19 protein-coding genes are annotated in these 21,211 nt (G+C 70.9%); 10 read left to right on the forward strand and 9 right to left on the reverse strand.

Annotated features, from left to right (window positions below; all coding sequences use genetic code 11):
* Positions 1 to 222: 222 nt before the first annotated feature.
* Positions 223 to 1,173 carry an aminotransferase class IV gene (locus tag QZ294_RS10350; RefSeq protein WP_297050145.1) on the reverse strand — a complete coding sequence of 317 codons (951 nt, stop codon included), beginning with the start codon at positions 1,171 to 1,173 and terminating at the stop codon, positions 223 to 225.
* 33 nt (positions 1,174 to 1,206) lie between these two features.
* Positions 1,207 to 2,253: an aspartate-semialdehyde dehydrogenase gene (locus tag QZ294_RS10355; RefSeq protein WP_297050152.1), complete on the reverse strand. Its 1,047-nt coding sequence runs from the start codon at positions 2,251 to 2,253 to the stop codon at positions 1,207 to 1,209.
* Between the two features lie 302 nt (positions 2,254 to 2,555).
* Between QZ294_RS10355 and QZ294_RS10360 the strand changes: the two genes are divergently transcribed.
* From QZ294_RS10360 to QZ294_RS10390, 7 genes are all read left to right on the forward strand, one after another.
* Positions 2,556 to 3,572, forward strand: coding sequence for an NAD-dependent epimerase (locus QZ294_RS10360; protein WP_297050158.1), 1,017 nt, complete (start codon positions 2,556 to 2,558; stop codon positions 3,570 to 3,572).
* Positions 3,569 to 5,707, forward strand: a complete 2,139-nt coding sequence (locus QZ294_RS10365; protein ID WP_297050162.1) for a peptidase U32 family protein — start codon at positions 3,569 to 3,571, stop codon at positions 5,705 to 5,707. The genes QZ294_RS10360 and QZ294_RS10365 overlap by 4 nt, the downstream gene beginning before the upstream one ends.
* On the forward strand, positions 5,704 to 6,597 hold the full coding sequence (locus tag QZ294_RS10370) for an N-6 DNA methylase (RefSeq protein WP_297050167.1): 894 nt from the start codon (positions 5,704 to 5,706) through the stop codon (positions 6,595 to 6,597). Before QZ294_RS10365 ends, QZ294_RS10370 begins: the two co-directional genes overlap by 4 nt.
* Positions 6,594 to 9,818, forward strand: a complete 3,225-nt coding sequence (locus tag QZ294_RS10375; protein WP_297050176.1) for a UvrD-helicase domain-containing protein — start codon at positions 6,594 to 6,596, stop codon at positions 9,816 to 9,818. Before QZ294_RS10370 ends, QZ294_RS10375 begins: the two co-directional genes overlap by 4 nt.
* 231 nt (positions 9,819 to 10,049) lie before the next feature.
* The gene (locus tag QZ294_RS10380; RefSeq protein ID WP_297050187.1) at positions 10,050 to 12,290 is read left to right on the forward strand and encodes a cation-translocating P-type ATPase; all 2,241 of its coding nucleotides are present in this window, start codon (positions 10,050 to 10,052) and stop codon (positions 12,288 to 12,290) included.
* Positions 12,291 to 12,343: 53 nt separating this feature from the next.
* Positions 12,344 to 13,492: a nicotinate-nucleotide--dimethylbenzimidazole phosphoribosyltransferase gene (cobT, locus tag QZ294_RS10385; RefSeq protein ID WP_297050196.1), complete on the forward strand. Its 1,149-nt coding sequence runs from the start codon at positions 12,344 to 12,346 to the stop codon at positions 13,490 to 13,492.
* Positions 13,489 to 14,478, forward strand: a complete 990-nt coding sequence (locus QZ294_RS10390) for an ABC transporter ATP-binding protein (protein ID WP_297050201.1) — start codon at positions 13,489 to 13,491, stop codon at positions 14,476 to 14,478. The genes cobT and QZ294_RS10390 overlap by 4 nt, the downstream gene beginning before the upstream one ends.
* A 22-nt stretch (positions 14,479 to 14,500) precedes the next feature.
* Here the strand turns inward: QZ294_RS10390 and QZ294_RS10395 are convergent, their stop codons facing one another.
* Genes QZ294_RS10395 through rpsF form a run of 7 tightly spaced genes read right to left on the reverse strand, consistent with a single transcriptional unit; the run spans position 14,501 to position 18,967 of the window.
* Positions 14,501 to 14,746, reverse strand: coding sequence for a hypothetical protein (locus tag QZ294_RS10395; RefSeq protein ID WP_297050211.1), 246 nt, complete (start codon positions 14,744 to 14,746; stop codon positions 14,501 to 14,503).
* A 45-nt stretch (positions 14,747 to 14,791) separates the two neighbouring features.
* A complete protein-coding gene (locus QZ294_RS10400) occupies positions 14,792 to 15,802 on the reverse strand; it encodes a hypothetical protein (protein ID WP_297050220.1) in 1,011 nt (336 codons plus the stop codon).
* Positions 15,803 to 15,841: 39 nt separating this feature from the next.
* Positions 15,842 to 16,324: a ribonuclease HI gene (rnhA, locus tag QZ294_RS10405; protein WP_297050238.1), complete on the reverse strand. Its 483-nt coding sequence runs from the start codon at positions 16,322 to 16,324 to the stop codon at positions 15,842 to 15,844.
* Between the two features lie 38 nt (positions 16,325 to 16,362).
* Positions 16,363 to 17,847, reverse strand: a complete 1,485-nt coding sequence (gene dnaB / locus QZ294_RS10410) for a replicative DNA helicase (RefSeq protein ID WP_297050245.1) — start codon at positions 17,845 to 17,847, stop codon at positions 16,363 to 16,365.
* 1 nt (position 17,848) lies between these two features.
* Entirely contained in the window at positions 17,849 to 18,385 is a 537-nt protein-coding gene (gene rplI / locus QZ294_RS10415) for a 50S ribosomal protein L9 (RefSeq protein WP_297050256.1), read from the reverse strand.
* A 9-nt stretch (positions 18,386 to 18,394) separates the two neighbouring features.
* The gene (gene rpsR, locus QZ294_RS10420; protein ID WP_297050268.1) at positions 18,395 to 18,658 is read right to left on the reverse strand and encodes a 30S ribosomal protein S18; all 264 of its coding nucleotides are present in this window, start codon (positions 18,656 to 18,658) and stop codon (positions 18,395 to 18,397) included.
* Complete coding sequence (gene rpsF, locus QZ294_RS10425; RefSeq protein WP_297050276.1) at positions 18,659 to 18,967, reverse strand: 30S ribosomal protein S6; 309 nt, start codon at positions 18,965 to 18,967, stop codon at positions 18,659 to 18,661.
* Between the two features lie 166 nt (positions 18,968 to 19,133).
* Here rpsF and QZ294_RS10430 point away from each other — a divergent pair, with 166 nt between their 5' ends.
* The 3 genes from QZ294_RS10430 (at position 19,134) to ruvC (ending at position 21,158) form a co-directional block, all read left to right on the forward strand.
* Positions 19,134 to 19,790 (forward strand): RlmE family RNA methyltransferase, encoded by a 657-nt coding sequence (locus QZ294_RS10430; protein WP_297050358.1) that lies wholly within the window; start codon positions 19,134 to 19,136, stop codon positions 19,788 to 19,790.
* A 62-nt stretch (positions 19,791 to 19,852) separates the two neighbouring features.
* Positions 19,853 to 20,590 carry a YebC/PmpR family DNA-binding transcriptional regulator gene (locus tag QZ294_RS10435; RefSeq protein ID WP_297050288.1) on the forward strand — a complete coding sequence of 246 codons (738 nt, stop codon included), beginning with the start codon at positions 19,853 to 19,855 and terminating at the stop codon, positions 20,588 to 20,590.
* Between the two features lie 25 nt (positions 20,591 to 20,615).
* Positions 20,616 to 21,158 (forward strand): crossover junction endodeoxyribonuclease RuvC, encoded by a 543-nt coding sequence (ruvC, locus tag QZ294_RS10440; RefSeq protein WP_297050301.1) that lies wholly within the window; start codon positions 20,616 to 20,618, stop codon positions 21,156 to 21,158.
* Positions 21,159 to 21,211: the final 53 nt, after the last annotated feature.

The following is a 21,211-nucleotide window of genomic DNA, read 5'->3' on the forward strand; positions in this document are numbered from 1 at the left end:
GCGCCGTGCCCGTTCGAGCGTAGCGAGGTACGGGCATCGTCCGCAACGCGTCAGGACAGCGCAAAAGCCACCCGGAGGGCGCGCCGCAGGCGCGTTTGCGTTGCCGAGCGAAGCGCGGCTTACGCAAATGGACAGCAACGCAAGGCTGTTTTTGACGGATGATTGTGGCATTGCACAAGCTGCCACATCCCAAGCCAGCAGTCACATTAATAGGTCCAGACCCTAGTACGGCGTGCCCGTGGCGAGCATGTGGGCCAGCAGCGCGTCCCTGAGCCAGCGCGCCACGGGTCCGGGGCGCCCCCGGTCCCTGCCGGCGCCCACCGGGACCCCGTCGAAGGAGGTCACGGCCACACACAGCGTGGCGCTGGTAAAGAGCAGCAGCTCCCGCGCGCCGGCGATCTCGTCCCTGTGGATCGGACCCTCCACCACGGGCATGCGCTCCGCCGCGAGCCTGAGCGCGGCCAGCAGGGTCGTCCCGGGCAGGATGCGCCGGATCTCGGGGCTACGCAGGCGGCCCCCGGCGTCCACCATGCCGATATTGGCAATGGCCGCCTCGCCCATGTGGCCGTCCTCCTCAAAGGTGACGGCCACATCCATGCCCTTGCGCCGGGCCTCAACGGCCATGAAGACATTGGGGAGATAGTTGGTGTTCTTGATGCGCGCCAGATATTCCTGCTTGGGCGGGATGGCGCTGGCAAAGGCCGAAAGCCCCTTCCGGTACGTTTCCTCGTCGGGCAGGCGCGAGGCCAGGGCCACGATGTACAGCCCGGCCACCGGGCATTCCGCGGGCGAAATGCCGAAACCGCCCGGTCCGCGGCTCAGGAAGACCCGCAGGTCGCAATGATCGCGGTCGCCCGCGCGGGCCACGTCCAGGATGCGCTCGCGGATCTCCCCCCACGGGCAGGGCGGCGTGAGGCTCAGGGCCGCCGCGCCCTCGCGCATGCGCGCCAGATGGGCATCCAGGGCGAAGACGCGCCGCTCGCGGCAGCAGATGCTTTCAAAAAGGCCATCGCCCCGGTGGCAGAGGTGATCGTCCAGCGGCACGAAAAGCAGGCGCGCATCCGTGCAGATACGCCCCACGCGATGATCGTAGAAGGCAAGGATCCTGTCCGCGCCGGGCCTGGGCGCGGACAGCATGGCCTCCAGATAGGCCTGCGGATCAGACGTTTCCATCCCCACCCTCCCTGCGGCCGGGCCAGGCGCCGCTCAGGCGGTGAACACGGTCCTGTCGGGCACGCGCACGAGGCCGCGGCGCACAAGTTCCTCGGCGATCTGCACGGCATTGAGCGCCGCGCCCTTACGCACGTTGTCGGCCACGATCCACATGTTCAGCCCGTTGTCCACGGTCTCGTCCTCGCGGATGCGGCCCACGAAGACGGGGTCCTCCCCGATGCAGTCGGCGGGCATGGGATAGAGCAGCTCGCGCGGATTGTCGAACACGCGCACGCCCGGCGCCTGCGAAAGCAGGATGCGCGCCTCCTTGGGCGTCATCTTCTTGGCCGTTTCCACATTGACGGCCTCGGCGTGACAGAAAAAGACCGGCACGCGCACGCAGGTGGCTGTGACCTTCACCGAGGGATCGTCGAGGATCTTGACGGTCTCGTTGACCATCTTCATCTCTTCCTTGGTATAGTCGTTTTCAAGGAAGACGTCGATGTGCGGCAGGGCATTGAACGCGATGCGGTACGGATAGACCTTGTTTTCCGGATCGCGCCCGTTGAACAGGTCGCGCACCTGGCGCTCCAGCTCCTCAATGCCCTTCTGCCCCGTGCCGGACACCGCCTGATAGGTGGAGACCACCACGCGCCTGATGCCCGCCGCGTCATGGATGGGCTTGAGCGCCACCACCATCTGGATGGTGGAGCAGTTGGGATTGGCGATGATGCCCGCATGCGCGTCCAGCGCGTCGGGATTCACTTCCGGCACCACGAGGGGGCAGCGCGGGTCCATGCGCCAGGCGGAGGAGTTGTCCACCACCACGCACCCGGCTGCCGCGGCCAGCGGCGCGAACTTCTCCGAGGTGGACCCCCCGGCCGAGAACAGGGCGAGGTCGATGCCCGCGAAGGAATCTTCCTTCAATTCTTCCACCACAAGCTCATCGTCACCAAAGGGCACGCGGCTCCCGGCGGAGCGGGCCGACGCGAACGCGCGCACGCGGGCCGCCGGAAAGGCCCGGTCATGGAGGGTCTTGAGCATTTCACGGCCCACGGCGCCGGTGGCGCCGACAACGGCGACGGTCAGATTCTCGCTCATGGCGGTTTCGTTCTCCTTTGTGCTTCGCGCCGAACGGCCCGGCGTGCGGGCCACGGCTGGTCTGGCCGTCCACGGGGCACCCGGCGGCCCCTGCCGCCCCCCGCGGAACCGTTGGACTATAGCCCCCGCCAGAGCAAAAGTGAAGCGGATGGCGGCAGGAACATGCGCCCCGGGTCCGGCCAGAGTCCGGGCCAGGGTCCGGGCCAGGGTCCGGGCCAGGGTCCGGCGCTTGCCCCCGGGCGGCATCTGGCATACTCTGCCGGCAGCGGAACGCAGCCGCGCCGCCGCCCAGGGGAGACCGCATGCATATTCTCGTTACCGGCGCCGCCGGATTCATCGGCTACCATCTTGCAAGGCGCCTCCTTGCCGATGGACATACCGTGGTGGGCCTTGACAACTGCAACGCCTATTATGATGTCCGCCTGAAAGAGGCGCGCCTCGCGCAGCTCGCGGGCCTGCCCGAACACGACGCCTTCCGCTTCGTCCGCCTCGACCTGGCCGACGCCGACGGCATGGCGCGGCTCTTCGCCGCCGAGCATTTCAGCCATGTGGTCAACCTGGCGGCGCAGGCCGGGGTGCGTCACAGCCTCAAGGACCCCGCGTCGTACATCAGCGCCAACCTCGTCGGCTTCGGCAATGTGCTCGAAGGCTGCCGCCACAACGGCGTGGAGCATCTGGTCTTCGCCTCGTCCTCCTCGGTCTACGGACTCAACGCCGCCATGCCCTATTCCACGCGGCACAATGTGGACCATCCGGTGAGCCTGTACGCGGCCACCAAGAAAAGCAACGAACTCATGGCCCACGCCTACAGCCACCTCTACGGCATCCCGGCCACGGGCCTGCGCTTCTTCACGGTCTATGGACCCTGGGGCCGGCCGGACATGGCGCTGCATCTCTTCACCACCGCCATCCTGCGCGGCGAACCCATCAAGGTCTTCAACGAGGGCCGCATGCGCCGCGACTTCACCTATATCGACGATATCGTGGAAGGCATGGCGCGCCTCCTGCCGCGTCCCGCCGCGCCCGACCCGGCCTTCGATCCCGCGGCGCCAAGCCCGGCCGCGAGTTCCGCCCCCTGGCGCATCTACAATATCGGCAATCACGACACCGTGGAGCTTGGCGCCTTCATCGACACGCTGGAGGCCGCCCTCGGCAAAAAGGCCGTCCGCGAGCTTTTGCCCATGCAGCCCGGCGATGTGGAATCCACCTGGGCCGACGTGGACGACCTCGCCCGCGTCACGGGCTTTGCCCCGGCCACGCCGCTCTCCGAGGGCATCGCCCGCTTCGTGGCCTGGTACCGGGAGTATTACGGGGCATGAGCGCAACCACGCCCGAACCGGCGTCCCGGCCGGAGATCCTCGCGCCCGCGGGGGACACCCCCTCGTTCCTCGCCGCCCTGGCCGCCGGAGCCGACGCGCTCTATGTGGGACTCAAGCATTTTTCCGCACGCATGGAGGCGGAAAATTTCGGCACCGGCGAGCTTGCGCGCCTCACCGACCTGGCCCACGAAGCTGGCAGCCGCGTCTATGTAGCCATGAACACCCTGGTCAAACCCGGGGAGTGCGGCGCCGCCTGGCGGCTCATTGCCCGGCTTGCCGCCCGGGTGCGGCCCGACGGCCTGATCATCCAGGACCCGGGGCTGCTTGACCTTGCCCGGCAGGCGGGGTTCGCGGGGGGACTCTTCCTTTCCACGCTCGCCAATGTCACGCACCCGCTGGCCCTGCGGGAAGCCAAAAAACTGGGCGCCGACCGCGTCATCCTGCCGCGGGAGCTTTCCATCGACGAGATCCGCGCCATGGGCGCGGCCTGCCCGGAGGGACTCGATCTGGAATGCTTTGTCCAGGGCGCGCTCTGCTACTGCGTGTCCGGCCGCTGCTACTGGTCTAGCTATATGGGCGGCAAGAGCGGCCTGCGCGGGCGCTGCGTCCAGCCCTGCCGGCGCATCTACCAGCAGGGCGCCCGCATGGCGCAGAGCGGCAGGGACGGCCGGCGCCAGGGCCGGCGCGGCGCTGCGCCCCCCGATCGTCACGCCGAAGGCCGCGGCGGCCACGGCAGGTCCGGACGCTTTTTCTCCTGCCGCGATCTGGAGCTTGGCCCGCTGGTCAAGACCCTGCTCGACGTGCCGCATCTGGCCTCGTGGAAGATCGAGGGCCGCAAGAAAGGCCCGCACTACGTGTACCATACGGTGACGGCATACCGCCTGCTGCGCGACGATCCCGGCGATCCGGCGGCGCGGCGCGCGGCCGCGGACATCCTCGCCATGGCGCTGGGCAGGCCCGGCGGCAAGGCGCGCTTTCTCCCGCAATCGCCGGAAGAGACGGCCGCCCCGGACAGTCAGACCAGCTCCGGCCTGCTGGCGGGCAAGATCCGCATCGCGCCCGACGGCGGTTGCGAACTCAAGCCGCATTTTGAACTTCTCCCCGGCGATTACCTGCGCGTGGGCGTGGAGGATGAACGCTGGCACGCCACCGTGCCCGTCACCCGGCGCGTGCCCAAGGCCGGGACCCTGCGCCTGCGCCTGGCGCGGCACGCCACCCCCAGGGCGGGCACGCCGGTCTTTCTCATCGACCGCCGCGAGCCGGAACTCCTGCGCCTTCTGGCCGACTGGCGCGGCCGCCTCGACGCCCGGAACGCCCCGTCCGCGCAGGATACGGTCCCCACGGGCGCCCCCCGCTTCCCCCGGGCCATCAGGCCGCACCCCCGGCCGGACATGCTGCTCACGGCGACCCTTCCGCGCGGGCGCGCCCGCGAGGACGGCGCGGCATCCGCCCCCGGGCGCGGCGGCCGCGCACCGGGGCGCCGCTCCCTGCCCGCGCTCTGGCTTTCGCCGCGCACGGCGGAACTTTCGCGCACCATGGTGGCGCGCATCGCCTGGTGGCTCCCCCCCGTGGTCTGGCCCGAAGAGGAAGATGCGCTGGCGCGCATGCTCGGCCGTCTCTGGCGGCAGGGCGCGCGGCATTTCGTCTGCAACGCGCCGTGGCAGCGCGCCCTCTTCCCCGACAGGCTCCCGGAGGATGCCGACCTGCTGGCCGGACCCTTCTGCAACACGGCCAACGCCGCGGCGCTGGGCGTCCTTGCCGGGCAGGGCTTTGCCGGCGCCTTTGCGAGTCCCGAACTGGCCCGCGACGACGCGCTGGCGCTCCCGGCGCAAAGCCCCCTGCCGCTCGGCGCCGTCCTTTCCGGGTTCTGGCCCGTGGGCCTGAGCCGCTTCAGCCTTGCGGGCATCAGGCCCAACGAGCCGTTTGCCGGACCCAAGGGCGAGGTCTTCTGGGCGCGGCGCTATGGCGGCACGCTCTGGATCTATCCCGCGTGGCCGCTGGATCTTTCGGAACAGCGGCGCGAACTTGCGGACGCGGGCTACAGCTTCTTTGTCCGCATGGAGGAAACGCCGCCCGCCTCCCTGCCGGAATTGCGGCGCCAGGGCCTGTTCAACTGGAACGGCGCGCTCCTGTGACGCCGGGGGCAGAGGGTTCCGTTTCCGGCGCTGTCCCGTTCCCGCGCGGACTCCTCCAGCCGGAAGGCGCCTACCGTTTCGGGCTGGACGCCCTCCTGCTGGCGGCCTTCGCCGCGCGGACGCTGCGCGAGCGCGCCGCCGGGGGCCGCGCGTCGGGAAAGGCCCGTCCCCGCCGCGTGGCGGAACTTGGCACCGGCTGCGGGGCCGCCCTTCTGGGCGTGGCCCTGCGCTGCCCGGACGCCCGCTGCCTTGGCCTGGAACGCGAACCCGCCCTGCTGCGGGCGGCGGCCGCCAATGCCCAGGCCCTCGGCCTTGCGGACCGCGTCAGCTTCCACATGGCGGACCTGGCCGCGCCGGCGGCATGGCCGGGACGGCTGGGGGAAGAAGGGCCGCAGGATCTGGTGCTCGCCAACCCTCCCTGGGGCCTGCCCGGCCGGGGGCGACCCTCGCCCTCGCGGCTGCGCGAGGCCGCCCTGCGCGGGACGGAGGCGGACGGGAACGGAGGGGACGGCGACGCGCTCCCCGTCTTCTGCGCGGCGGCGGCGCGCCTGCTGCGCCACAGGGGCGCCTTTTGCTGCATCGTGGCCGCCGGGGCGCTCACGCGCATCTGCGCCGCCCTTGACGGCGCGCGTCTGGGTCTGCGCCGCGTCCTGCCGCTGCGTTCGCGGACGCGCGCGCCCAGTAGCCGTCTCCTGCTGCTCGCGCAAAAGGGCGCCGCCGCGGACGTGCAGCTGCTCGCGCCCCTCACCCTCCATGGCCGCGCCACGGCGCCAGCCGGAAGCGGGGACAGCCCCGCCTGGACGCGCGCGGCCCTTGCCTTCTGCCCCTGGCTCGCCCACTCCGGAACCACGCCCGCCGCATGGCGGCCCAGCCCCCGAGGCGCATCATGAGCTTCATCGCGGATCTCCACATCCATTCGCGCTTTTCCCGCGCCACCAGCACGGCGCTCACCGTGCCGCACCTGGCGGCCTGGGCGGCCTGCAAGGGCATCGACGTGCTCGGCACGGGCGACTTCACCCACCCGCGGTGGCGCGCCGAACTGCGCGACCACCTCGCCCTGGATGAGCAAAGCGGCCTCTACCGCTTCACGGGCGCGCCCGAGGCGCTGGAGGCTCTGGCAGGCGCGGGCCTCGCGCGCCCGGCAGGCGCGGAACACGCCGGCGGCCCGTACTTCTGCCTCCAGACGGAGATCAGCTCCATCTACAAGCGCGGCGGCAAGGTACGCAAGGTGCACAATCTCGTCTTTGTGCCCACCCTGGACGATGCGGACCGGCTTTCGGAACGGCTGGCGCTCATCGGCAACCTCCATTCCGACGGGCGGCCCATCCTCGGGCTTGATTCCCGCGATCTGCTGGAGATCCTGCTGGAGTGCGTGCCCGGGGGCGTCCTCATCCCGGCCCATGTCTGGACGCCGTGGTTCGCGCTTTTCGGCTCCAAATCCGGCTTTGACCACATCCGGGACTGCTTCGGCGACCTCACGGAACATATTTTCGCGCTGGAGACCGGCCTTTCCTCCGACCCGGCCATGAACCGCCTCCTGAGCCAGCTGGACGGCTACGCCCTCGTTTCCAATTCCGACGCCCACTCCGGGGCCAATCTCGGCCGCGAGGCCAACCTGTTCGAGGGCCGCCCCTCCTACGCGGGCATGTTCGCGGCCCTGCGCGCCACGGCCCGGCGCCTGCCACAGGACGATCCGGACTGCCGCTTCCTCGGCACCATGGAGTTTTACCCCGAGGAAGGCAAATACCATCTCGACGGGCACCGTGCCTGCGGCGTGGTGCTGGAACCCGCCGAGTCCAGGGAACTCGGCGATATCTGCCCTGTCTGCGGGCGTCCGCTGACCATCGGCGTCCTGCACCGCGTCCTGGAGCTGGCCGACCGGGAAACGCCCGCGGCGCTGCCTCTGGAGCCGGCCGTCCATCCGCTGGTGCCGCTGGCCGAAGTTCTGGGCGAGATCCTGGGCGTGGGCGCCGCCTCGCGCAAGGTGCGCGAGCGCTATGGCCGCGCCCTGCGCGAGCTCGGGCCGGAACTGGACATCCTCTGCCGCCTGCCCGAAGCCGGGGTGCGCGCCTGGTGGGAGCCGCTGGGCGAGGCGGTGGCCCGCATGCGCGCCGGCAATGTGCAGCGCCAGGGCGGCTTTGACGGCCAGTACGGCAGCGTGCGCCTGTTCCGGCCCGGCGAACTGGAAACGGAGCGCGCCGGCGGCCGGGGACGCAGGCGCCTGCCCGGGCTGGAAGCCGCGGCAAAACCAGCACCCGGCCGTTCCCGCCCGGTCCGCGCCGCCATGACGCCGCCCGCCGGCGAGCGCGAGGCGCAGCCGCCGCAGGGCATCGCCCCTTCCCCGGAACAACTGGCCGCGCTCCGGGCGGGAACGGAACCCGGCGATGCGGGACCGGTCTTTGTGGCCGCCGGCCCGGGCGCCGGCAAGACGCGCATCCTCGTGGGACGGCTGGAATACCTGCTCGCGCGCGGCGAGGACCCCCAACGCCTGCTGGCGCTCACCTTCACGCGCCGGGCCGCCGGCGAGATGCGGCAGCGCGTTGCCGCCGCGCTGGTCCCCGGCGCGTCTCTCCCGGCCTGCGATACCCTGCACGGACTCGCCTGGCGGCTGCTCCATGAAGCTCAAGAAAACGCGGGAGAAGAACGGGCCGCGGACGCCCCCGTCCTCCTGAGCGAAGACGCCGCCCTGCGCGCGTTCTCCACGGCCAATCCCGGCCTTTCCCGCGCGCGGACGCGCGAACTCTGGGAGGCCCTGGCCCTGGCGCGGGAGCGGGACCAGACGCCGGAACGCGAACTGGCGGAAGCCTCGGCGCGCTATGCGGCCCACAAGACGGCGCGCGGCCTCCTCGACTACGGCGACCTGATCGCGTGGCTCCTGGCGCGCGCGCCCGCGCTGCGCGGCCGCTGGCGCCACATCCTTGTGGATGAGGCCCAGGATCTTTCCCCTGTCCAGCTGGCGGCGGTGCGCGCCCTGCTGCCCGAAGACGGCAGCGGCTTTTTCGGCATCGGCGATCCGGATCAGGCCATCTACGGCTTTCGCGGCGCCACGGGGCAGAGCGCGGAAAGCCTGCGCCGCTCCTGGCCGACCCTGCGCGTCCTGCGCCTGGGGCAAAGCTTCCGCGCCAGCCAGCGGGTCCTGGATACGGCCCGCGCCCTGCTGGAAGGACGTGGCCGGTGCGGACCCCTCGCCGCCGCGCGCCCGCTGGGCGCGGAGCTTCGGCTCTTTTCCGCCCCGGACGGCCGCGCCGAGGCCCGCTGGGTGGCGCAACGCGCCCAAGCCCTCCTCGGGTCCACGGCGCACAGCCTGCTGGACGCGGCCCGGGCCAAGGCCGCGCCCGGGGAGCTTGACGGCAGCCTTGCCCCCGGCGATATCGCCGTCCTGGTGCGGCTCAAGGCCCAGATCCCCCCGCTGGCGGCGGCGCTGGAGGCGGCGGGCGTGCCCTGCGCCGCACCGGCGGCCGAGGAATTCTGGCGCGACGAACAGTGCGGCCGCTTTCTCGCCGCCGCCGAAGGACGCTGGCGTCTGTCCCGCGAAACCGGCGCCGCGCCCCTCCCGTCGCCGCAGGCCCTGATGGCGGCCACCGGACCCGGCGGCGGCGATCTGTGGCCGGACAGCGGGAACAGCGAAGCGGAAGCCCTGCGCGAAAGCCCGGCCTGGCGCGACCTCTGCCGCCTCTGGAACGACTGCGGCACCTGGGACGCCTTTTTCGACCGTCTCGCCTGGCTCCACGAGGCGGAGCTGGTGACCGCCCGCGCGGAACGGGTCCGCATTCTCACCATCCATGCCTCCAAGGGGCTGGAATTTCAGGCCGTCTTTCTCCCCGGTCTGGAAAACGGCCTTTTGCCGCTGCACCGGGACCTCCTGTTCGGCAACGCCACAACGGGGGCGCCCGACGCCGCCCATCTGGAGGAGGAACGGCGTCTGCTCTATGTGGGGCTGACCCGCGCCGCGCGGGGCGTTTTTGCGAGCTTCGCGGCCGGCCGCACCCTCTACGGCCGCGACCTGCGCCTTGCGCCCTCCCCGTTTCTGGAGACCATCCGCGCCTTCTGCCGCCAGAGCGCCCTGACGCGGCATGTGCGCCGCAACGAGGAGCCGCTCTCCCTGCTCTGACCCCTGCAGGGAGAGCCAAACGCCTCCACCGCATCACCGCACGGGAAAAATCTGGCGTCGTTCCGCTCCAGACGGACTCACGGAGTATCCCGCATCAGCAGAGGAGACCAGCGCCAAAAAATTTTCTCCGCCTTCGTTGCCGCCTCTTGACTCTATAGCCGCTATAGCGCCTATTCTGGGAATGGATCGCCGCCGGAGCCTCGGCTCCGGGATTCCGGCAAAGGAGGACCCATGTCCCACTGTCATTCCTGCTGCGCCCATCGTCACGGAAAGGATGTCCCCTCTTCCGCCGCTCCCGCCGCTCCCGCCGCCACGGACACGCGCGCCGTGTACCGCATCCCGAACATGGACTGCCCGGTGGAAGAGGCGCTCATCCGCAAGAAACTGGCCGGCGTGCCCGGCGTCACGGGGCTGGAGTTCGATCTTCTGCGGCGCCTGCTCATGGTGGACCATGCACCCGGACCCACCACGGCCATCGAGGAGGCCCTGGCGGCCATCGACATGATCCCGGAGCCTGTGGACGCCTCCGGCGGCGCGGCAGCGGCGCAGCTTCCCCCGGCGCCCGCCATTCCCTGGAGGAGGCTCTGCCTGGCAACGGCCCTGGCCGCCCTGGCCGAGTGCGCGGCACTGGGCGCGGAGTGGGCGCTCCTGCCGGCCGCCCTGGCCGCGACGGCGGAAGCGCTCTCGGCGGGGCTTGCGCTGGCGGCCATCCTGCTGGCCGGGCTGGGCACGTTCCGCAAGGGCTGGCTCGCCCTCGTCAACCGGAACCTGAACATCAACGCGCTCATGGCCGTGGCCGTCACCGGCGCCTTCTGCATCGGCCAGTTCCCCGAGGCCGCCATGGTCATGGCGCTGTTCAACCTGGCCGAGTCCATCGAGGCGCGCGCCCTTGACCGCGCGCGCACCGCCGTCCGCGACCTGCTGGCGCTGGCGCCTCCCACGGCCACGGTGCTCCAGCCGGACGGCTCCTGGCGCGAGGAGTCCGCCGCCGATGTGCCCGTAGGGAGCCGCGTGCGCGTGCGCCCCGGCGAACGCGTGGCCCTGGACGGCGTGGTCGTGGCGGGCCGCTCCGCCCTCAACCAGGCGCCCATCACCGGCGAGAGCATCCCCGTGGAAAAAGCCCCCGGCGACGCCATCTACGCCGGGAGCGTCAACGAGACCGGCGCCTTTGAATTCACCGTCACCGCCGCGGCGCGCGACACCACGCTGGCGCGCATCATCCACGCCGTGGAGGAGGCCCAGGCCACGCGCGCGCCCATGCAGCGTTTCGTGGACCGCTTCGCCCGCTGGTACACGCCGGCGGTCTTTGCCCTGGCCCTTGCCACGGCCATCATCCCGCCGCTGGCGCTGGACGCGGGCTGGACGGACTCCATCTCCACGGCGCTGGTCCTGCTCGTCATCGGCTGTCCCTGCGCCCTGGTCATCTCCACGCCGGTGACCGTGGTCTCCGGCATGGCGGCCGCGGCGCGCAAGGGCATTCTCGTCAAGGGGGGCGCCTGGCTGGAACAGGGACGCCTGCTCGATCACCTCGCGCTGGACAAGACCGGCACCCTCACGCGCGGCGAACCCCGGCAGACGGACGTTCTGCTGCCGGACGGGGACGACGGGCGCGGCGACGAAGCGGCCGTCATGGCGGCCAGCCTGGCCGCGCGCTCGGATCACCCGGTCTCGCGGGCCATTGCCGAGGCGGGCGCCCATCTGCCCCTGCGGGAAATGGACGCCATCGCCGCCCTGCCCGGCGAGGGCGTCGCCGGCAGCAGCGGCGGCCGGCGCTGGTATCTCGGCAACTTGCGCCTCATGGAACGTCTGGGCGCCGCAAGCGCGGATCTGGCCGGGCGTCTGGCCGCGCTGGAAGCCCGGGGCAAGACCACGGCCATCCTGGCCGAGGCGGATGCCGCGCAGCCGGAATGCGCCCGCGTCCGCGCTATCTTCGCCGTTGCCGACGGCCTGCGCGAAACCAGCGTGGAAGCCGTGGCCCAACTGCGCGCCCTGGGCGTGCGGACCCTCCTGCTCACCGGCGACACCGAGGCCACGGCGCGGGCCATGGCAGCCACGGCGGGCGTGGACGACTGGAGGGCCGGCCTGCTCCCGCAGGACAAGCTGCGCATCGTGGAAGAACTGGAGCGCCGTGGCGCCCGCGTGGGCATGGTGGGCGACGGCATCAACGACGCGCCCGCCCTCGCCAGGGCGGACATCGGCTTCGCCATGGCCGCCGGCGGCACGGACACGGCCATCGAAACGGCCGACGTGGCCCTCATGGACGACGACCTGCGCAAGATCCCGCGCTTCATCCGCCTCTCACGCGCCACGCATGCCGTCCTTGTGGAGAATATCGCCTTCGCGCTGGGCATCAAGGCCGTCTTCTTCGCCCTGACCTTTGCCGGCATGGCAAGCATGTGGATGGCCGTCCTGGCGGACGTGGGCGCGTCGCTGGCCGTGGTGGGCAACGGTCTCAGGATTCTGCGGAAATAGCGCGGGGCGGCCGCCCGCTTGCGCCCCCACCGGTGAACGGATAGAATCGCGCCATGGATACTCCCCCCTCCTCTCCGGCCGGGGACGCCTTTGCCCGGCTGTTTCCCGGCGAGAGCATCCGGCCCGTGGTTCCGGCGGACCTGGCGGCCGCGCGCGCGTATCTTGACAGCCTCACCAAGCCCGTGGGCAGCCTCGGCCGGCTGGAGCATCTGGCGGCCCGCCTCTGGGCCATGGCCGGGGGCGCGCGTCCCCTTGCCGTGGAACCGGGACTCATGCTCACCGTGGCCGGCGATCACGGCATCGCCCGGCAGGCGGTCTCGCCCTTCCCGCAGGCCGTGACGCGCCAGATGGTCGCCAACTTCCTCGCGGGCGGCGCGGCCATCAATGCGCTCTGCCGCTGCAACGGCCTGGAACTGCGCGTGGTGGACGCGGGCTGCGCGGGCGGACCCTTTGCCGCGCATCCCCTCCTGCTGGACCGCCGCCAGGGCGACGGCACCGCCGACATGAGCGAGGGACCGGCCATGAGCCTCGCCACCTGCGAGGCGGCCCTGCGCGCGGGCTTCGCGCTGGCGCGCGACGCCCGTGAACGCGGGTCCCGCTGCCTGGGCCTGGGGGAAATGGGCATTGCCAACTCCACGGCGGCCACAGCCCTCTACTGCGCGCTGCTCGACCTTGCGCCGGACGAGGCGGCCGGTCCCGGCGCGGGCGCCGAACCGGCCATGGTGGCGCGCAAGGCGCGCCTGGTGGCCCAGGCCCTCAGCGTCAATGCGGACGCCGTGGCCCGAGGCCCGGTGGAGTCCCTCGCCGCTCTGGGCGGCTTCGAGATCGCCGTCATGTGCGGCGCCATGCTCGGCGCGGCGGCGCGGGGCATGCCCGTGCTCGTGGACGGCTTCATCAGCACCGCGGCCTGTGCCGCGGCCCTTGCCATTGCGCCGCAACTGGCGGGCTACGCCATCCTGACCCACGTTTCGGCGGAGCCGGGCCATGCGCGCGCCGTGAAGCGCATGACGGAACGCGCCGCCCCGCACGCCGGGGCGCCGGACTGGGGCCTCCCCCTCCTTGCGCTTGGCCTGCGCCTGGGCGAAGGCACAGGCGCGGCCCTGGCCTGGCCGCTGGTACGCAGCGCCGCGGCCATCTGCAACGAAATGGCGACCATGGGCGACGCCGGCGTCTCCGCCACGGAAAAGGACAGGATCTCGTGAACCGGGGCGACGCCCCTCCCCTGCTGGAAGCCCGCGACGTGCGCCGCGCCTTTGCCGTGCGCCGGGGCATTTTCGGCCCCACGCGCAGCCTTCTCGCCGTGGACGGCGTGAGCTTCACGCTCGGTCCCGGCGAGAGCCTCGGCCTCGTGGGCGAATCCGGGTGCGGCAAATCCACGCTCGGGCGCCTTGTCTGCGGTCTCCTGCGGCCGGATGGCGGCCAGGTCCTGATGGACGGCCTGCCCGTGCCCCCGGCGGACGCCGGGAGCCGGTGCGCCGGACGCATCCAGATGGTCTTTCAGGACCCGGCCTCGTCGCTCGATCCGCGCCTCACGGTGCGCGCCTCCGTGGCCGAGCCTCTGGCAGCGCGCGGCGTGCCCCGCGCCCGGCGCCGGGCCGAGGCGGACGACGCGCTGCGGGCCGTGGGGCTGGACGGCGCCGGGGAGCGCTATCCGCACGCGTTTTCCGGCGGCCAGCGCCAGCGCATCGCGCTTGCGCGCGCCCTTGTCACCCGGCCGGATGTCATCGTCTGCGACGAACCCGTTTCGGCGCTGGACGCCTCGGTGCAGGCCCAGATCCTCAACCTGCTCCGCGAGGTGCAGGAACGGTTCCGGCCCGCCTATCTCTTCATTTCCCACGATCTCGCCGTGGTGGGCTTCATGTGCCGCCGCATCCTGGTCATGTATCTCGGCCAGATCGTGGAGGAAGCGAGCGCCGAACGCCTTTTCGCCGGGGCGGCCCATCCCTACAGCCAGGCCCTGCTGGCGGCCATGCCCGCAGGAGAACAGGCCTGGGCACACGGCCGGGGGCTGGATGCCCCGCCGCCGCCCCTGCGCGGCGAACCGCCCAGCCCGCTGGCGCCGCCCGCCGGGTGCCGTTTCCACCCGCGCTGCCCCCGCGCGCGGGACATCTGCCGCCGCGAGGCGCCCCCCTGGAAGGAGCTTGCCCCGGACTGGCGGGCGCGCTGCCATTTCGCGGAGAGCGGTTAGGCAATGAAAGTGCGTAAGCGCCCTATCCCGTGGATGTCACCACGCGCACCAGAAGCTCATCACCCGGCCAGATGCGGCGGTCCGGCGTGAGCAGTTCGCCCCCCCGCGCCACCAGGGCGGTCTCTTCCATCAGCCCGAGGGCATCAAGCAGCTGGCGCGCGGTCTTGGGGCGCCGCAGGCGGAAACGGCGCTCCTCCGGCTGGAGCAGGATGCTCACAAAATTTTCTCCGCCCGCCGCGCCGCCGCGTGGCGATGTGTCTTCCGGCATGGCCGACCTCCCGGCTTCCGCAGAACGCTCGTTCAGAAAAATGCCTCATCCGCGCGTCCATACGTAATATATCCAGGTCATGAGCGCCATGCTCGCGGCGCGCAGGGCCTGGTTGGCGAGGATGAGGCGCAGGGCCTCGGCCGGGCGGAAAAACCCCGCGTAGGCCGGAAACTGGTGGCGCACGGCGCGCACCGGCGTGGACAGGATATTGCCCACCAGGAGCGCCAGCACCACATCGCGCGGCGTGAGTCCCCCGGCGGCCAGCAGGCTTCCGGCGGCGCCGAGCGCCGCGCCCAGCTCGGCGGCGAAGTGGAGGACGATGACCCCCACGGCCTGCGGCCGGAGAAAGGCCAGCCAGTCCATGTGCCCGGCCAGCCACGCCTCCAGCGCGGCGAACGCGCCCAGCCGCTGGAGCGCGTACATGAGGATGTAGACGGGCACCGTGAAACCCACGAGCCGGGGCAGGCGGCGCCGGAAGCGGCGCCACGCCGTCCTGAAGGCGGCCGCAGGCCCGGCGCCCCCTGATGCCGGCGGCGGGAGCGCCGCCGTGTCGCGCGCCGCATCTTCGGGCGCGGGCAGGAGCAGGCGGCTGAGCAGCACCGTGAACCCGGTACGCAGGCAGGCCGCCACCAGGGTCAGCCCCACATAGATGACGGCCGGAGCGCCCAGCACGGGCCAGGTGAGCAGAAAGATGGCGGGCGTGTGGACGAGATAGGCGGGCAGGCTGTTGAACAGGTTGGCGAGCATAAGCTCGCGCCCCGAAAGCTGACGCGCGTCGCGCCGTTCCGCCAGCAGGGCATTGGCCGAGGCCGGCGACGCGAACGCCAGGGCAAAGGCCGCCCCGGCCACGGGGGGCATGTGCGCGGCGCGGGCCAGGGGGGCGGCGAGGCGCGCCAGCCCGCGCGTCCAGCGCAGGGCCTCGAGCAGGTTCGCCACCAGAAGGCCGCAGGCCAGCCCGAGGAGCAGCCGGAGCAGCGGCCAGCCAAGCGCCTGCCAGAGGCCGCCAAGGGCGGCCGCGTCCCCAAGCGACGGGAGCCACGCGGCCACATCAGGCATGCGCGCCTCCGGAAGGACCCGGAAGCTGCGGAAAAACGCTCACCGCTCCCCGCCCCGCGCCATGCCCGGGTCCGGCGGCAGGTCCGCCGCGCCGGCGCAGGCCCGCGCCAGTTCGTCGCAACGCTCGTTTTCCGGGTGGCCGGCATGGCCGCGCAGCCAGTGCAGGCGCACCTGATGCCCTTCCAGCAGGGGAACGAGCCGCTGCCAGAGGTCGACGTTGAGCACGGGCTTCTTGTCCGCCTTGACCCAGTTTTTCTTCTGCCACGAGGCGAGCCAGCCCTTTTCCACCGCGTTGCGGACGTATTGCGAATCCGTGAACAGCTCCACGGCGCAGGGCTGCTTCAATGCCTCCAGAGCGGCAATGACGGCCATGATCTCCATGCGGTTGTTGGTGGTGCGGCGAAAGCCGCCCGAAAGCTCCCTGCGCGCCGCGCCGCCTTCCAGCGCGAGCACGGCGGCCCAGCCCCCCGGCCCCGGATTGCCGAGGCAGGAGCCGTCCGTATGGATGATGACACGCTGCATGAGGCTTCCTTCCGGCGCGCCGGCAGGGACGCGTCCGCTCAGGCCCGGCTTTCCGAAGGGCCGGGCGTCCAGTCGGGCGCCATGGATTCAAAGGAGGTGTACGGCGAAAGGTACATGAGTTCCACCGCGCCCACCGGGCCGTTGCGCTGCTTGCCGATGATGATCTCCGCAACGCCCTGGGGCGGCCGCTCGGAGGGTTTCTGGTACTTGTAGACATCCTCGCGGTACACGAACATGATGACGTCCGCGTCCTGCTCGATGGCGCCGGATTCGCGCAGGTCCGAGAGCATGGGGCGCTTGTCGCCGCGTTCCTCCACCTTGCGGTTGAGCTGGGAAAGCGCCACCACCGGAATGTCCAGCTCCTTGGCAAGGCCCTTGAGGGAGCGGGAAATGTCCGAAATCTCCAGTTCGCGCGAGTCGGTGCGGCGGCTCGTACGCATGAGCTGGAGATAGTCCACCACCACGAGTCCAAGCCCCTTTTCCGCCTTGAGGCGCCTGGCCCGCGCGCGCAGCTCCAGCGTGGAGAGCGCGGGCGTGTCGTCGATGAAGATGGGCGCGCGCGCCACCACGTCGGCGGCGGTGTAGAGGCGCTGCCAATCCTCGTCCGTGAGCTGCGAGGGACGCCGCAGGCGCGAAAGATCTACCTTGCCCCATACGGCCAGCATGCGCTGCATGAGCTGTTCCTTGCTCATTTCCAGCGAGAAGACGCCCACCGGCACTTCCTGCTCCACGGCCGCGTGCAGGGCCATGCACAGCGCAAAGGCCGTCTTGCCCATGCTGGGCCGGGCGGCCACGATGATGAGGTCCGAAGGCTGAAGCCCGGCGGTGAGCGTGTCCAGCCGCCGGTAGCCCGTGGTCACGCCCGTGACCACATCCCGCGCGTCCGCCAGCTTGGAAAGATTTTCAAAGACCTTGTCCAGCAGCTCGCGCGTGGGCGAAAAATCGCGCCGGGCCGTGCGCCGCGACACGGCGAAGACCGCCTGCTCCGACTCGTCCAGCAGGGCGTCCACCTCGCGCGAGGCGTCGTAGCAGTTGCCGATGATGCCCGAGCAGACGTCGATGAGTCCGCGCTGGAGCGCCTTGTCGCGCACGATGCCCGCGTAATACTCGGCATTGGCGCCGGAAACCACGGCCTGGGCCAGGTCGGCGAGATAGACCGCGCCGCCCGCTTCTTCCAGGGTGTTCATGGCCTTGAGCTGCTCGGCCGTGGAAACGAGGTCGATGGGCGCCGTTTTGGAATACAGCTCGAGAAAGGCGCGGAAAATGGCCGTATGCGCGGGCAGATAAAAATCCGCGGGCACCAGGATGTCCGCAATGGAATGCATGAGCTGGGGCCGCATGAGCAGGCCGCCGAGCACGGCCTGTTCCGCTTCGGCGCTGTGCGGGGGCACCCGGCGCACCAGGTCGGCCCGGGCCTGGCCGGAAGCCCCGCCGCCCCCGGAAGGCGCGCCCGTCTGGCCCGCAGACGCGACGCCCCCGGCCTTGCGGCCGGGGGCGTCCGAAGCACTGTTTGCACCAGCCACGCTAGGCCCCGGCTTCGGCCTCGGCCACGGCTTCGGCCACTTCCACCGCTTCGGCGGCAGCCTCGGCCACGGCCTCTTCCTCCGTGGCGGGCTGATGGTCGGAGACCACCTTGACCGGCACCACGGCGATGACGTCCGCGTGCAGGCGCACCCGCACCGGGTGCTCGCCCAGCGAGCGGATGGGCGCGTCCATGAGGATGCGGCGGCGGTCCACTTCCACGCCCAGGGCGGCGATGGCGTCACCGATGATGGTGCTCGTCACCGAGCCGTAAAGCTTGTCGTTTTCGCCCACATGCATGGGGATGACCACTTCCAGGGCCTCAAGGCGGGCGCTGAGGCCGCGGGCCTCGGCGCGCAGGGCGTCCATGCGCGCCTGGAGCTTGTTGCGCTCCTGCTCAAAAACCTTGAGGTTGGCCGGGCTGGCGACCATGGCAAGCCCCTGGGGCAGCAGGTAGTTGCGCCCGTAGCCGGGCTTGACCTCGACCACATCGCCAAGGCTGCCGAGATTTTCCACATCGGCGCGAAGAATGAGTTTCATGTGCGCCTCCTAGATATTGCTCTTTTTCTTGACGACGGAATCATGCGTGGCCGTGTAGATGAGCAGGGCCATCTGGCGGGCGCGCTTGATCTCCCGGGTAAGCTCGCGCTGATGCCGGGCGCAGGTGCCGGTGATGCGGCGGGCGATGATCTTGCCGCGCTCGGTGATGAAGTCGCGCAGCACTTCGGGATTCTTGTAGTTGAGGGGCAGCTCCTTGTCGGCGCAGAAGCGGCAGAACTTGCGGCGCGGGGCGAACTTCTTCCTGAAGGCCATTTACGCATCCTCCCCGGCCGCTTCATCGGCCAGCTTGACGGTGATGAACTTGAAGATGCCGTCGGTGATCCGGATATTGCGCTCCAGTTCCGCCACCAGCGCCGCCGGGGCCTCATAGACGAGGCGCACATAAAAGCCGCGCATGAGCTTGTGGACGGGATACGCCAGATCGCGCATGCCCCACTGGTCGACCTCGGCCAGCTTGCCGCCTTCGCGCTCAATGATGCCCGTGAGCGCGGCCAGGATGCCCTCGCGGCTCTCGGCGGACAGCTCCGGCGAGAGAAGGAGGAGGGTCTCGAACTTCCGCATGATGCTTCTCCTTGTGGATTGACAGCTCGCACCAGAGGTACGGGCAAGGAACGCATAGCAATACCCGCACGGCATGCTCTTGTCAACCGCGCGGGCCACCGCGGCGGAAAAGGCGGCGCCGCGCCTCTTGGCGAACGGCGCAAAAACGTGTATGCTGTTCCGCTGCATGAAGGAATATCGCGACCATTATTTCCTCAAGGCCAAGCGCGAGAACTATCCGGCCCGCTCCATCTACAAGCTGCGCGAGCTGGACGCCCGCTTTCGCCTGCTGGCCCCGGGCATGCGCGTCCTCGATCTCGGCGCCGCGCCCGGCTCCTGGTCCATCGGGGCCGCCGAGCGCGTGGGCGCGCGCGGGCGCGTGCTCGCCTGCGACATTCAGGACACGGCCACGGTCTTTCCGCCGCAGGTGGTCTTCAGGCGCTCGGACGCGCTGGCGCCGTCGGCGGAATTTTCGGCCCTGCTGGCCGAAACGGGACCGTTCGACCTCGTCATGAGCGACATGGCCCCGGCCACCACCGGCTCGCGCTTCACGGACCAGGCGCGCTCGCTGGAGCTGGCCCTGGCCGCGCTGGAGGCGGCCCTGCGCCATCTGAAGCCGGGCGGCAATTTTGTGGTCAAGATCTTCATGGGTCCGGACATGGGCGAGCTGCTCGCGCCCATGCGCCGGGCCTTCCGCAAGGTCGCGTCCTTCAAGCCCAAGAGTTCGCGGGCCGAGAGCAAGGAAACCTTTTACACGGGCCTGGGGTTCCGCGGGCCGGCGCCCGGAACGGACGGCGCCGACGGGACGCCGGAGGCGGCGGCCGACGGGACCATCCGCCCGTAAGACGTGCCGGCCGGCGCCGGAAATTTTCAGCACATTCCACCATTCCCACACGGGGAGGTCACATGTCCGGTCACAGCAAATGGGCCAATATCCAGCACCGCAAGGGACGCCAGGACGCCAAGCGCGGCAAGGTCTTCACCAAGGCCGCCAAGGAAATCATCATCGCGGCCAAGAACGGCGGCGACCCCACGGGCAATCCGCGCCTGCGCGCGGCCATCGCGGCGGCCAAGGCCGTCAACCTGCCCAAGGACAAGATCGAGGCCGCCATCCGCAAGGGCACCGGCGAGGACGCGGGCGGCGACATCGCCGAAGCCTTCTACGAAGGCTACGGTCCGGGCGGCATCGCCATCATGGTGGAAGTCGCCACGGACAACAAGAACCGCACCGTGGCCGAGGTGCGCCACCTCTTCACCAAGCACGGCGGCGCCATGGGCGAGAACGGCAGCGTGGCCTGGATGTTCGAGCGCAAGGGCGTCATCGCCGTGCCCAGGGCGGACTATGCCGAGGACGCCATCATGGAGGCCGCGCTCGAGGCCGGGGCCGACGACGTCATCGACGACGAGGATGTCTGGACCATCCAGACGGCCATGGCCGACTTCGCCGCCGTGCGCGACGCGCTCGAGGCCGCCGGCGTGACCATGGAGTCCGCCGGGCTTGCCATGGTGCCCGCCAACCTTGTGGCCGTCAACGCGGACACGGGCGTCAAGCTCCTGCGGCTCATGGACGCGCTGGACGACAACGACGACGTGCAGAACGTCTACGTCAACGCGGACTTCCCGGACGACATGCCCGCGGAGTAGCGGGTTTCGGGACGCCCGGCACCGGATGGCCGCCCTCACCGTCATTGGCATCGACCCCGGCTCGCAACGCACGGGCTGGGGCGTGGTGCGCGAAGTCTCGGGCGTCCTTTCGCTGGTGGAGTGCGGCGTGGTGCGCGCGGCCGCCGGCCGCGGGGAGGCCGCGCCGGCCACGAGCGGAGACAGCGGCTTTTCCCGCAGGCTCGCGCGCATCTATCACGCGCTGGGAGAGGTCCTTGCCCGGCACCGGCCCGACCAGGCGGCCATGGAGCAGGTCTTTACGGCCAGGAACGCGGCCAGCGCCCTCAAGCTCGGACAGGCGCGCGGCGCCGCCGTGGCGGCCTGCGCCGCCGCCGGGCTGGATGTCTGCGACTACGCGCCCACCCTGGTCAAGAAGTCCCTGGTGGGCACGGGCCGCGCGGAAAAGGAGCAGGTGGCCTTCATGGTGCGCCGCCTGCTCAATGTGCGCGCCGAAGTGGCGGCCGGCTGGCCCCTGGACGCCTCGGACGCCCTGGCCGTGGCTATCTGCCACCTGGGCATGCGCCGCCTGGCAGCGCTGCAACGCCCCTGACGAGTGCCCCTGACCAGTGCCCCTGACCAGTGCCCCTGACCAGTGTCGCTGAC

The sequence above is a fragment of the uncultured Desulfovibrio sp. genome (genome assembly GCF_910584445.1).
Lineage (GTDB): Bacteria > Desulfobacterota > Desulfovibrionia > Desulfovibrionales > Desulfovibrionaceae > Desulfovibrio.

Bases quoted from the DNA above. Each gene is read 5' to 3' on its own strand.
- QZ294_RS10350 (WP_297050145.1), bottom strand. From the start codon at position 1,173: ATGGAAACGTCTGATCCGCAGGCCTATCTGGAGGCCATGCTGTCCGCG.
- QZ294_RS10355 (WP_297050152.1), bottom strand. From the start codon at position 2,253: ATGAGCGAGAATCTGACCGTCGCCGTTGTCGGCGCCACCGGCGCCGTG.
- QZ294_RS10360 (WP_297050158.1), top strand. From the start codon at position 2,556: ATGCATATTCTCGTTACCGGCGCCGCCGGATTCATCGGCTACCATCTT.
- QZ294_RS10365 (WP_297050162.1), top strand. From the start codon at position 3,569: ATGAGCGCAACCACGCCCGAACCGGCGTCCCGGCCGGAGATCCTCGCG.
- QZ294_RS10375 (WP_297050176.1), top strand. From the start codon at position 6,594: ATGAGCTTCATCGCGGATCTCCACATCCATTCGCGCTTTTCCCGCGCC.
- QZ294_RS10380 (WP_297050187.1), top strand. From the start codon at position 10,050: ATGTCCCACTGTCATTCCTGCTGCGCCCATCGTCACGGAAAGGATGTC.
- cobT (WP_297050196.1), top strand. From the start codon at position 12,344: ATGGATACTCCCCCCTCCTCTCCGGCCGGGGACGCCTTTGCCCGGCTG.
- QZ294_RS10395 (WP_297050211.1), bottom strand. From the start codon at position 14,746: ATGCCGGAAGACACATCGCCACGCGGCGGCGCGGCGGGCGGAGAAAAT.
- QZ294_RS10400 (WP_297050220.1), bottom strand. From the start codon at position 15,802: ATGCCTGATGTGGCCGCGTGGCTCCCGTCGCTTGGGGACGCGGCCGCC.
- rnhA (WP_297050238.1), bottom strand. From the start codon at position 16,324: ATGCAGCGTGTCATCATCCATACGGACGGCTCCTGCCTCGGCAATCCG.
- rplI (WP_297050256.1), bottom strand. From the start codon at position 18,385: ATGAAACTCATTCTTCGCGCCGATGTGGAAAATCTCGGCAGCCTTGGC.
- rpsR (WP_297050268.1), bottom strand. From the start codon at position 18,658: ATGGCCTTCAGGAAGAAGTTCGCCCCGCGCCGCAAGTTCTGCCGCTTC.
- rpsF (WP_297050276.1), bottom strand. From the start codon at position 18,967: ATGCGGAAGTTCGAGACCCTCCTCCTTCTCTCGCCGGAGCTGTCCGCC.
- QZ294_RS10430 (WP_297050358.1), top strand. From the start codon at position 19,134: ATGAAGGAATATCGCGACCATTATTTCCTCAAGGCCAAGCGCGAGAAC.
- QZ294_RS10435 (WP_297050288.1), top strand. From the start codon at position 19,853: ATGTCCGGTCACAGCAAATGGGCCAATATCCAGCACCGCAAGGGACGC.
- ruvC (WP_297050301.1), top strand. From the start codon at position 20,616: ATGGCCGCCCTCACCGTCATTGGCATCGACCCCGGCTCGCAACGCACG.